The 10964-nt window shown below is 67.6% G+C and carries 9 protein-coding genes; 4 read left to right on the top strand and 5 right to left on the bottom strand.

Annotated features, from left to right (window positions below):
• Positions 1 to 123: 123 nt before the first annotated feature.
• Together ABD154_RS04825 and ABD154_RS04820 are read right to left on the bottom strand one after the other, a co-directional pair.
• A complete protein-coding gene (locus ABD154_RS04825) occupies positions 124 to 435 on the bottom strand; it encodes a hypothetical protein (RefSeq protein ID WP_211978627.1) in 312 nt (103 codons plus the stop codon).
• Positions 436 to 594: 159 nt separating this feature from the next.
• Positions 595 to 2073, bottom strand: coding sequence for a glutamate-cysteine ligase family protein (locus tag ABD154_RS04820; protein WP_211978626.1), 1479 nt, complete (start codon positions 2071 to 2073; stop codon positions 595 to 597).
• Between the two features lie 159 nt (positions 2074 to 2232).
• Between ABD154_RS04820 and ABD154_RS04815 the strand changes: the two genes are divergently transcribed.
• The gene (locus tag ABD154_RS04815; RefSeq protein ID WP_211978625.1) at positions 2233 to 3405 is read left to right on the top strand and encodes a M20 family metallopeptidase; all 1173 of its coding nucleotides are present in this window, start codon (positions 2233 to 2235) and stop codon (positions 3403 to 3405) included.
• A 158-nt stretch (positions 3406 to 3563) separates the two neighbouring features.
• On the opposite strand, the gene ABD154_RS04810 is transcribed toward ABD154_RS04815, so the two are convergent.
• Complete coding sequence (locus ABD154_RS04810; RefSeq protein WP_198499909.1) at positions 3564 to 4508, bottom strand: FkbM family methyltransferase; 945 nt, start codon at positions 4506 to 4508, stop codon at positions 3564 to 3566.
• Positions 4509 to 4642: 134 nt separating this feature from the next.
• Here ABD154_RS04810 and menC point away from each other — a divergent pair, with 134 nt between their 5' ends.
• Entirely contained in the window at positions 4643 to 5767 is a 1125-nt protein-coding gene (gene menC, locus ABD154_RS04805) for an o-succinylbenzoate synthase (protein WP_198499910.1), read from the top strand.
• A gap of 70 nt (positions 5768 to 5837) precedes the next feature.
• Here the strand turns inward: menC and ABD154_RS04800 are convergent, their stop codons facing one another.
• The gene (locus tag ABD154_RS04800; RefSeq protein WP_232623751.1) at positions 5838 to 7466 is read right to left on the bottom strand and encodes an SLC13 family permease; all 1629 of its coding nucleotides are present in this window, start codon (positions 7464 to 7466) and stop codon (positions 5838 to 5840) included.
• 94 nt (positions 7467 to 7560) lie between these two features.
• Here ABD154_RS04800 and ABD154_RS04795 point away from each other — a divergent pair, with 94 nt between their 5' ends.
• Positions 7561 to 8487 (top strand): LysR family transcriptional regulator, encoded by a 927-nt coding sequence (locus ABD154_RS04795; RefSeq protein WP_198499912.1) that lies wholly within the window; start codon positions 7561 to 7563, stop codon positions 8485 to 8487.
• 99 nt (positions 8488 to 8586) lie between these two features.
• Positions 8587 to 9705: a tartrate dehydrogenase gene (locus tag ABD154_RS04790; protein ID WP_198499913.1), complete on the top strand. Its 1119-nt coding sequence runs from the start codon at positions 8587 to 8589 to the stop codon at positions 9703 to 9705.
• A gap of 97 nt (positions 9706 to 9802) precedes the next feature.
• Here ABD154_RS04790 and ABD154_RS04785 read toward each other — a convergent pair whose 3' ends face one another.
• Positions 9803 to 10711, bottom strand: coding sequence for a cation diffusion facilitator family transporter (locus ABD154_RS04785; RefSeq protein WP_198499914.1), 909 nt, complete (start codon positions 10709 to 10711; stop codon positions 9803 to 9805).
• Positions 10712 to 10964: the final 253 nt, after the last annotated feature.

The raw sequence follows: 10964 nt of genomic DNA, 5'->3' as shown, positions 1-10964 counted from the left end.
TCAGCACGACGCCCTCTCAGGAATCATGCGGTCTTGGAGTCAACCAAACCTTCGGCAGTCCCTCCCACGTATGGACGGGACTCGTGCACCAATTCAATTCCGCAGCGAAGGAGCATGCCCGTTTCAGCCATTGATGCTGTCGATCCATTCGAGAAGACGCTCCATGCGGCTGACCAAATTCTGTTCAGTAGGTTCGATCGAGGCGACGACGCTGTTCAGCTCACTGACTTCAGATCTGACGAATTCGGAGCTCGGGGCGGTCGGTAGCTCTTGTGCCATAGACCATTGTTCGAGCGTTTCGACGATCATTTCCACCGCGCCCGACACGTCGGCTTCGCGTTCGCTGAGCCCAGCGGCGCGCTCCTCCCACAATGGTGGGTACGTCCTATCGAACTGTTTGAGAATGAACACCGCTCTCGCCCGGAGGGTCTTCACCTCGGGCGGTAGAGGTCGGCGAAACACCATACGCAAGATAGGAATCTCCGGAGGACTGACTTCAGGTCGTTCTGGGCAGAATATTCAGCCGAGAATCTGTCCAGAACGACCTGGAGTCGAGGCGTCAGGGCAAGGTGAGGGGCAGTCAGCGCAAACCCCTCACGCGGGGACGTCCCATGTGTGGACGGGGCGGCCGCTCTCCTGGTTCGTCAGGTAGGCGTCCATCATCGCCTTGAGCCCCTCGTCGCGTTCGCGGGTGTTCTTCCGGCTGCCCGGCGCAAGCCGGTCGAGCATCCGCAGCTGCCACGTCGCCCCGTTGGCCTTGCGCTCAGCACGGCCCTCGATGATCGACATGTACTCGTCGATGACGTCCTTGTCGATGTTGAGGCGCCGCAGACCGCGGCGGGCCTGCGGGATGAGGACGTCGATGACGAGATCGGAGACGGCGATGTGCCCGATCTTCGGCCACGTCACCCGGGCGGTGATGCCGTCCTTCGCGCACGCGAAGAAGTTCTCGCGCGCCTCGGCGAAGGACATCCGCGACCAGACGGGACGGTTCTCTCCGACGAGGAACTCGGCGAGTCCGTAGTAGAACGCGGCATCGGCGACCATGTCGACGGGGGTGGGGCCGGCCGGCAGCAGACGATTCTCCACCCGGATGTGCGCGCCGTTGTCGCCGGCATCGTAGATCGGCCGGTTCCACCGCCACACGGTGCCGTTGTGGAGGTTGAGCTCGAAGAGCTTCGGGGCATCGGCATCGCTGAACTCGACGAAGTCCTTGATCTCCGGCAGCAGCGGCGGGAAATAGCGGACGTTCTCCTCGAAGAGGTCGAAGACGCTCGTGATCCACCGCTCCCCGAACCACACGCGCGGGCGCACCCCCTGGGTGACGAGCTCCGGGGTGCGGGTGTCGATCGACTGGCCGAAGACGGGGATCCGCGACTCGTGCCAGAGCTTGTGGCCGACGAACAGCGGGGAGTTCGCGCTCACCGCGACCTGTGCGGCGGCGATCGCCTGGGAGGCGTTCCATGCCTCGGCGAACTTGTTCGGGGCGACCTGGAGGTGGAGTTGCATCGACGTGCACGAGGACTCCGGGGCGATGTCGGAGAACTCCTGCCGGTACGTCTCCTTGCCGTCGAGTTCGATCTGCACGTACTCCCCGCGCGCGTCGATGACCGAGTTGCTCAGCGCCGCGTAGCGGTTCTCCTCCGTCATCCACGGCTCGGTCCTGAGGAACTGCGTCGTCAGCGTCGGCAGGGTCCCGATCGAGGCGATCTTCAGCCCCTTCGCCTTGGCGGCGCGCTTGGCCCGGGCCAGGCGATCGGCGACCCCGGACTCCAGGGTCTTCAGTCCGCGCCCGGCGACCTGGAGGACCGGATGGTTGAGTTCGAGGTTGAAGCCGCCGATCTCGGACTGGAACTCGTCGTCGAGGTCGGCGAGCACCTCCTTGTTCCGCAGGCTCGGCTGATTGTCCTCGTCGACGAGGTTGAGCTCGAGTTCGAGCCCGATCGTGCCCGCCGATTTGAATTCGGCATGACGGAGGTACGTGTCGAAGAGCTCCAGATTCTCCGCGAGCTTCTCGCGGTACAAGGTCCGCTCTTCCGGTGTGTACCGCTTCGAACTCACTGCCTCACCCATACGACAAGCAAACCACACACTGCAGAGGTTGTGTCCGCCCTCCCCGTGACTTCTCTCAGCGCGAACACCGCCGGACACCCCGGCCAGGACCGCCGCTCCCTGAGCACGCGATGCGGACAGGGCGGGTTACCGTCGGTGTCCCGCACTAGAATCGGGCCCATGTCGACCTCTGCGAACACCTCCACTCAGCCCTCTGACCTCGTCCGCAGCGCCGAGGATCGCCTTCCTGCCATGCTCGCCGACCTCGAGCGGGTCATCTCGCTCGAGACGCCGTCGGCCGACAAGGAGGCGGTGGCGCGCGGGGCAGCCGACTTCGCCGCGCTCCTGCGCGAGCGCCTCGGCGCCGAGGCCGAACTCCTCACCGTCGACGGCGTCACGCACGTGCGCCTGCGGTTCGGCGACAGCGCTCCCCGCGTCGTCCTCCTCAACCATCAGGACACCGTGTGGCCCCACGGCACGCTCGATCGCCTCCCGTTCTCCACCGCCGACGGCGTCCTCCGCGGTCCCGGCAGCTTCGACATGCTCACCGGGGCGATCATGAGCGTCCACGCGGTCGCGATGCTCCGCGACCGCCTCGGCGAGGAGGGCCTCGCTGGGCTCTCGATCCTCATCACCGGCGATGAGGAGGTGGGGTCGGTGACGTCGTCCGATCTCATCCGCGCCGAGGCGGCCGATGCCGCGGCCGTGTTCGTCATGGAGGCGAGCGCCGACGGTGCGCTCAAGCTCGAGCGCAAGGGCACCGGAATCTACACGCTCGTGTTCCGCGGCCGGGCCGCGCACGCGGGGCTCGAACCGGAAAAGGGCGTCAACGCGGGGATGGCGCTGGCGCTCACCCTCCCGCTCGTCGCCGGTCTCTCCGACGCCGAGGCGGGCACCACCGTCGTGCCGACCGTGATCTCCGCGGGGACGACGTCGAACACGGTTCCCGCCGAGGCGCGCGTCGACGTCGATGTCCGCGCCCGCACCGCGGCCGAGCTCGAACGTGTCGACGCGGCCATCCGGGCACTCGCCGCAGACCCGCAGCTCGACGGGTCGACGACCGAGGTGATCGGCGGGATCAACCGCCCGCCGTTCGAACCCGAGCAGTCGGCGGCCCTCTTCGACCGGGCGACGGCACTGGCCGCCGAGCTCGGGATCGCGGCCCCGCGCGGAGTCGCCGTCGGCGGTGCCTCCGACGGGAACTTCACCGCCGGCGACGGGATTCCCACGCTCGACGGCCTCGGCGCCGTGGGCGACGGGGCGCATGCCGAACACGAGCACGCACTCATCGCCGAGATCGCCCCGCGCACGGCGCTGCTGGCAGCCCTCATCGCCGATCAGCTGGGACGCTGAAGGCGGCGGGGCTGCCGCCACCGCCCGATTCTGCGCCACGTTCAGGGTGAGATTCGCGGAGATATCACCATGGACGTTCCGCACAATCGCCTTCGAATCGGCGCAGACTGCTCAAGCCCCTCTGCCGTGGCCCCGCGTCCCAGCCCAAGCCGGCCCGTTCACGCCACGGGGTACCCGTTCGCGCTCAGCTCCTCCGGGGTCTGCACCGTGAACAGCCAGTCCCGGAAGTGGGGGTCGGGGACGATGCGCTCGGAGTGGGTGAGCTCCTCGGACCCGACGAGGAAGTAGCTGTACCCGTGCGGTTCGAGCAGTCTCATGAGCTCGCCCGGCTGGGCCCGGTCGTCGAGGACTTCGCAGAGGATGTCCGGGCGCAGGGCGGCGAGGAACTCCGCCCCATGGCCGAGGACGTCGTTCTCCGCCCCCTCGACGTCGATCTTCACCGTCACCCGCGACGTGCCGGCAGGCAGTTCGGCGAGCAGTTCGTCGAGGGAGGTGAAGCGGACCTCGACGCCCTCGGCGAAGTCCATGCTCGCGGCGTAGAACGACGGCAGCGCCGATCCCCCGTCCCCTCTGGGCACGCGCATCGTCGTGCCCGGTGCGCCCACGCCCGTCGGATGGACGGTCACCCGCTCGCCGAGGCGGTTGCGCGCGATGTTCTTCTCCAACCCGGCCACGACGGCGGGGATGATCTCGAAGGAGTGGGCGACGGCAGTGGGGTTGGCGGCGAGGACGGCCATCGTGAAGACCCCGGTGTAGGCGCCGATGTCGACGAACACCTCGGCGTCGCGACTGAGGTCGACCATGAGGTCGAGGGCGAAGGCGTCCTCGGGTTCGGTGCGCCGGCCCTTCCCCCAGTAGAACTCCTTGGCGATCTCGCAGCGGAAGGGATCGACGAGGACGAAGGAGGCTCCGCCGGCACGACCGGTCACCTCGGTGAGTCCGATCGGGGCGGGCAGCCGGCCGATCCGGATGCCGGAGATGTGCGGGGCGACCGCGCGCATGAGCGGGTGGAGCAGCGGCTGTGCGAGGGCCGCCTTGACGGGGAGTTTGAGCCCGAACCATGACTGCTTGCGTGCGGTGAGACTCCGCAGGTAGTCGTTCACGGTGGGCCCCTCTTCGTCGTGTGCCCTCTTCGCCCCACCGTACCAATCCACGGCCCGGGGCACTACCGCCTCGGTGCCGGGGCATAAGGTGGTGACGATCACCTTTCCCTTTTGCGAAGCAGGAGCCGCGGCCGATGAAGCTCACGTCGATCACCCTTCACCAGGTGTCCATTCCCCTCGTCACCCCGTTCGAGACCTCGTTCATGCGGGAGACGGAGAAGGACTGCTACCTCGTCGAGGCGCGGTTCGACACCTCCAAGGGCGAGATCACCGGGTGGGGCGAATCGGTCGCGATGATCTCCCCGCTCTACTCCTCCGAGTACGTCGCCGCGGGCATCGATGTCACTCGGCGGTGGCTGGCCCCGATCCTCTTCGCCGTCGACGAACTCACGGCCGAGACGGTCGGCTGGCACCTGCGGCATGTCATCGGGCACCCGATGGCGAAGTCCGCGCTCGAGATGGCCGTCATCGACGCGCAGCTCCAGCTCACCGGCCAGTCGTTCAAGTCCTACCTCGGCGGGGTCGTCGACTCCGTGCCCTCAGGGGTGTCGGTCGGCATCCAGGACTCCGTCGAGGAGACGGTCAGGGTCATCGGCGGCTACCTCGACGAGGGCTACGCGCGGATCAAGCTGAAGATCAAGCCGGGCAAGGACATCGCCCCGGTCGCCGCGGTCCGTCAGGCCTTCGGCGACGACTTCGGGTTCCAGGTCGACGCGAACGCCGCGTACACGCTCGTCGATGCCTCCCACCTGCGCCGCCTCGACGACTACGGCCTCCTCCTCATCGAACAGCCCCTCGGTGAGGCCGACATCCGGCAGCACGCGGAGCTCGCGAAGCTCATGGAGACCCCGATGTGCCTCGATGAGTCGATCGTCTCCGCCGAGGCGGCCGCCGACGCGATCGCGCTCGGGGCAGCGGCGGTCATCAACATCAAACCCGGCCGGGTGGGCGGGTACATCGAGGCGAAGCGGATCCACGACCTCGCTGCCGCCAACGGTGTGGCCGTGTGGCACGGCGGGATGGTCGAGACCGGTCTCGGGCGTGCGGCGAACGCGGCGCTGGCCTCACTGCCCGGCTTCACCCTCCCCGGTGACATCTCCGGGTCGAATCGCTTCTTCCACGAGGACATCACCGAGGAGATCGTCATGCGCGACGGCCGTGTCGACGTCCCCGACACCGTCGGCTTCGGGGTGACGATCGACCCGGCGAAGCTCGAGAAGTTCCGGACCGAGTCGATCGAGATCCTCCCGGAGCGCTGAATTCTCGCCGAGGCGGTCATTCCTCGCCGCGGCGGTCGCCGGCAGGCCGGACCACCTCGGCGAGGGGACCTCACTGTCCGAGGCCGACGACTCCGATCATGATCGGGGCGAGGACGATGATGAGGATGGCACCGGCGATGTCGAAGGTGAACCCGGTGCGGATCATCTTCGTGATCGGCACCGCTCCGGTGCCGTAGACGATGGCGTTCTGCGGCGTCGACACCGGAAGCATGAACCCGAAGGAGGCGGCCAGTGTCGCCGCCATCGCCGGCACGAACGGATCGACTCCTGCCGCCTGGCAGAGCGGGATGACGATCGGGACGATGACGGCGGCCGCCGCGGTGTTCGACGTCGTCTCCGAGATGAGGATCGCGAGGATCACCGAGACGATCGTGATGGTGAACAGGCTCGTCACGCCCAGCGTCTCCGCGAACCCGTTGCCGATCGTCTCGGCGAGTCCGGTGTCGGCGAGCAGCGACCCGAAGATGATGCCGCATCCGAAGAGGATGATCGTGCCCCAGTCGATCTTCGCCGCCTGGCTCCACGTCAGGGTCGGCTCGCGCCTCTTCCAGTTGACCGGCAGGATGAAGAGCAACGACGCGCCGATGACCGCGACGATCCCCTCGTCGAGACGGGAGTCGAGGAACTCGTAGATCGCGGAGTCGGTGCCCGCGAACAGCGCAGCGAAGGCCGGCAGCAGCCAGAGGACGACAGTGAGACCGAAGGCGAAGAGCGTGTTCTTCTCCGCGCGGGAGACGGGTCCGAGCTCGGCGAGCTCCTTCTTCACATACTCCTCGACGCCTTCGATCCTGCGGATCTCCGGCTTGTTGAGCAGCAGCAGGAGGACGAGGGCGAGCACGATGAACATCGCCACACAGATCGGGAACGCGACGGCCATCCACTGACCGAAGGAGATCTTCTCGCCGGTGGCCTCCTCGATGAGGCCGCGCCCGATGAGGTTGGGCGGCGACCCGACCGGCGTGAGCAGACCGCCGACGCTCGCCCCGTAGGCGAGCATGAGCAGCAGCGCCGCTCCCACCCGCAGCCGCAGCGGGTCGAAGTCGGGTTTGACGATGCCGCGCGATTGGAGGAGCTCGGCGATGACCGCGAGGATGCCGAGCGCGGTGGGCATGAGCATCGCCACCGTCGCCGTGTTCGACACGAACGCGGAGAGGATGCACGTGATGAGACCGAAGGCGATGATCACCCGGTACACCGATCTGCCGACCCCGGGCAGGGAGAGCACGGTGAGCGCGAGCCGCTGGGCGATCCCGTGGTGGAGCATCGCCTGCGCGAGGATGAACGCGCCGATGAAGGTGAAGATCGTCGACGACCCGAACGGTCCGACGGCGTCCGCGGCCGGCACGATACCGAGCACGACGACGACCCCGACACCGAGGAGTCCTCCGATCGGGATCGGCACCGGCTCGGTGATCCAGAGGACGATGACGCCGAGGAGGACGGCAGCGAGCATGTGCTGCTGATATGTGAGGTCGAACGGGATGAGCGCGAAGATGATCGCGACCGCAGGAGCGAGGATGAACCCCGAGGTCATCCGGGCCCGTTCGAACCTCTCCTCCCGTGGAGAGAGCTTCTGTTCGCTCAGGCTGCGGAAGGTCTTGCCGCCGAGCAGCGCTTCGCGCACATCTGTCTTCTGAACCGACGAGCCGCCGTTGCCTCGTCCCTGCGAGATATCCACCGTCTTTGGTCCTTTCATCGCTGTGAGTCCAGCGTGACCGAGCGGACCGATATAGTCCAAGGCCTGTTTCCGATCAGACCAATAGCATGGGCCTATGGATATTCGTCAGCTCCGCCAGTTCCTCGCCGTCGTCGACACCGGCAGCTTCACGAAGGCGGCAGAGGCCATGCTCGTTGCCCAGCCGTCCTTGTCGCAGACGATCAAGGGGCTGGAGCGGGAACTCGGGGTCTCGCTCTTCCACCGCATCGGCCGCACCGTGCGTCTGAGCGAGGCCGGGCGTGAGTTCGAGGGTCCGGCTAGGCTCGCGGTCCGCGACCTCGATGCGGCGAAGGCGCACATCGATCGTCTGCGCGGGCTCCAGGCCGGTCGGATCGAGATCGCGGCGATGCCCTCGCCGAGCATCGAACCGCTGTCGTCGCTGATGGCGAGCTTCACGCTCGCGCATCCGAAGATCGCCTTCGCCGTCGACGGCACCTTCACCGCCGAGGAGACCCTCGAGGCCGTCCGCCACGGTCGCGCCGAGATCGGCTTCCCCGGCAGCCGCGAGCCGTTGAAGGTCAAGGATCTCGACGTCCTCGAGGTCACCGCTCACCCCCTCATGCTCGCCCGCCCGCGGTCGCAGACGCCGCCCGGACCAGCGCCGGTCGACCCGAGAGCGCTGGCGGGCACCCGTTTCATCGTCTCCCACCCGGGCTCGCTCATGCGCGCCTACGTCGATGGGCTCATCGCGGAGGGGATCGACATCGACATCACCGCCGAGGTGGCGCATCGTTCGTCGATCCTGCCCCTCGTCCGTGCGGGGCTCGGCTCAGCCGTCCTGCCCTCGGCGTGGCAGGTGTTCGCCGCGGCGAACGACGTCGAGATGGTCCCCCTGCGCGGTGCGCCGGCGCTGCACGTCTCTGCCGTCTCCCGTCCCGCGGGGCTCACGCCGGCCGTCGCGGCGTTCCTCGGCACTGCCGCCCGCCTCGGCGACTCAGGGCTGCTCCCTCGAACTGAGGAGGGGTCACTCCCCCAACCATAGGCAGAGCCGATGAATGGAATCGAGAACTCGTCTTGGACTTATGACTCGTTGACGCGCTCAATGGAATGAGCCCACTCCCTCTGACGATCGAGGACCGACATGACCGATACCCAGACCTTCTCCATCGCATCGATTCCCGGCGACGGCATCGGCGGCGAGGTCGTCGCCGCCGGACTGCGCGTGCTCGACACGGTCGCCAAGCTCTCCGACGGCGCGATCGCCTTCGACATCACCGAGTACCCGTGGAGCTCGGAGCACTACCTCGAGCACGGCCACTACATCCCCGCCGGCGGCCTCGACGAGCTGCAGAAGCACGACGCCATCTACTTCGGTGCCGTCGGTTCGGCCGACGTCCCCGATCACACGAGCCTGTGGGGGCTGCGCCTGGCGATCACGCAGCCGTTCGACCAGTGGGCGAACATCCGGCCCGTGACCTTCCTGCCCGGAGTCGAGTCCCCGTTGCGCAAGGCCGATGACACCGAACTCGACTGGATCGTCGTGCGGGAGAACAGCGAGGGCGAGTACGCGGGCATGGGCGGGCGCAATCTGAGCGGTCGCGGCCCCGGCAATGAGGTCGCCCTGCAGACGAGCCTCCACACGGAGAAGGGCACCGAGCGGATCATCCGCTTCGCCTTCGACCTCGCCCGCACGCGTCCGGTGAAGAAGGTCTCGAGCGTGACGAAATCGAACGCCCAGCAGTACGGCATGGTGCTCTGGGACGAGGTCTTCGCCCGCGTCGCCGAGGACTATCCGGACGTGGCGACCGAGAGCGTCCTCGTCGATGCGATGAGCGCGAAGTTCGTCCTGCGCCCCGAAGAGCTCTCCGTCGTCGTCGCCTCGAACCTCCACGCCGACATCCTCTCGGATCTCGGCTCCGCACTGGCCGGCAGCCTCGGACTCGCCGCGAGTGCGAACCTCAACCCCGAACGCAGGCATCCCTCGATGTTCGAGCCGGTCCACGGCTCGGCGCCCGACATCGCCGGGCAGGGTGTCGCGAATCCCATCGGAGCGATCTCCTCGGCCGCGCTCATGCTCGACCATCTCGGCCGGCCCGCCGAGGCCGACGCGGTGCGTCACGCCGTCGAGAACGTCACCGAGGCCAGGATCCTGCCGCGCGACCTCGGCGGAAGCGCGAACACGATCGAGATGACCGAGGCGATCGTCGCCCAGCTCGAAGCGATCCACGCCGAGGCGGCCGCACCGATGCCGACTCCCTGACCTCCCAGCCCGGCACAGCCGCGCCCGCCGTCTCCCCGCTCTGCGGGGGAACGGCGGGCGCTCTGGTCTGCGGTGCAGCCGCCTCGGTGCCGGGGCCTCAGCTGTGGGTCTGCTTCTCCTTCTCCGCGTCCTTCGCCGTGTCGAACTGGAACGTCGAGTGCTCGATCGAGACGTCGAAGTGGTCGGCCACGCAGGCCTGCAGGTCCGCGAGGATCCGCGGCGCGTGCCCGTCGTAGAAGCACTCGTCGGCGAGGACGACGTGGGCGGTGAGCACGGGGAGGTTCGAGTCGATGCGGGTGACGTGGAGGTCGTGGACCGCCTCGACGTGATCGACGTCCTCGATGTGCTTCTTCACGTCCTCGAGGTCGAGCTTCTTCGGCGCGGACTCGAGGAGGATCGATCCGGTCTCCTTGAGGATCGCGAACGCGCGGGGCACGATGAGAGCGGCGATGACGAGGGCGGCGACGGCATCGGCGCGGGTCCAGTCGAAGAGCCAGATCGAGACCGCGGCGACGATGACGGCGACGGAGCCGAGCGCATCGGCGATGACCTCGAGGAACGCCGCGCGCAGGTTGAGCGAGGAGTTCTTCGACGAGGTGAGGATGAGGATCGAGACGACGTTGCCGGCGAGGCCGACGACGCCGAAGATGAGCAGTTCGGGGCCGGGCACCTCGGGCGGCGCGAAGAAGCGGCGCACACCCTCGATGAGGCTGTAGATGCCGAGGCCGAGGAGCAGGGTCGCCTGCGCACCGGCGGCGAGCACCTCGGCGCGCTTGAAGCCCCACGTCTTCTGCCCCTTCGGCGGCCGCGCGACGAGCGTCGCGGCGAACAGCGCGATGCCCAGTCCGATGAGGTCGACGGAGTTGTGTCCGGTGTCGACGAGCAGGGCGAGCGAGCCGGTCCAGATCGAACCGAAGACCTGGAAGGCGAAGATCACCAGGACGATGCAGAACACGATCGCGAGCCGCTTGCGCGACCCGGTTTCGTGCGAGTGGTCATGAGACATGAGGACTCCTTTCACACTCACATTAACATATGCGTATGTATTTATGAATATGCCTGAAGTGGATGCGCACGTGCCGGAGGACAGCGGGGATCGCGGACACAGCGGGGATCGCGGGTATGACGACGCCCCCGTTGGGTGCCCGCGGCACATTACGCCCCGAGGTGGTTCCCGCGGACACGACGACGCCCCCGAGGTGGTTCCCGCGGACACGACGACGCCCCCGAGGTGGTTCCCGCGGACACGACGACGCCCC

The organism is Brevibacterium sanguinis, assembly GCF_039528855.1.
Taxonomy (GTDB): domain Bacteria; phylum Actinomycetota; class Actinomycetes; order Actinomycetales; family Brevibacteriaceae; genus Brevibacterium; species Brevibacterium sanguinis.
The sequence above is the reverse complement of the archived record's forward strand: the minus strand, read 5'-3'. Positions and strand labels throughout refer to the sequence as shown.

What these genes read in the sequence shown, in the direction of transcription:
- ABD154_RS04790 (WP_198499913.1), top strand. Translation starts at nt 8,587, where the DNA reads ATGACCGATACCCAGACCTTCTCCATCGCATCGATTCCCGGCGACGGC.
- menC (WP_198499910.1), top strand. Translation starts at nt 4,643, where the DNA reads ATGAAGCTCACGTCGATCACCCTTCACCAGGTGTCCATTCCCCTCGTC.
- ABD154_RS04795 (WP_198499912.1), top strand. Translation starts at nt 7,561, where the DNA reads ATGGATATTCGTCAGCTCCGCCAGTTCCTCGCCGTCGTCGACACCGGC.
- ABD154_RS04815 (WP_211978625.1), top strand. Translation starts at nt 2,233, where the DNA reads ATGTCGACCTCTGCGAACACCTCCACTCAGCCCTCTGACCTCGTCCGC.
- ABD154_RS04820 (WP_211978626.1), bottom strand. Translation starts at nt 2,073, where the DNA reads ATGGGTGAGGCAGTGAGTTCGAAGCGGTACACACCGGAAGAGCGGACC.
- ABD154_RS04785 (WP_198499914.1), bottom strand. Translation starts at nt 10,711, where the DNA reads ATGTCTCATGACCACTCGCACGAAACCGGGTCGCGCAAGCGGCTCGCG.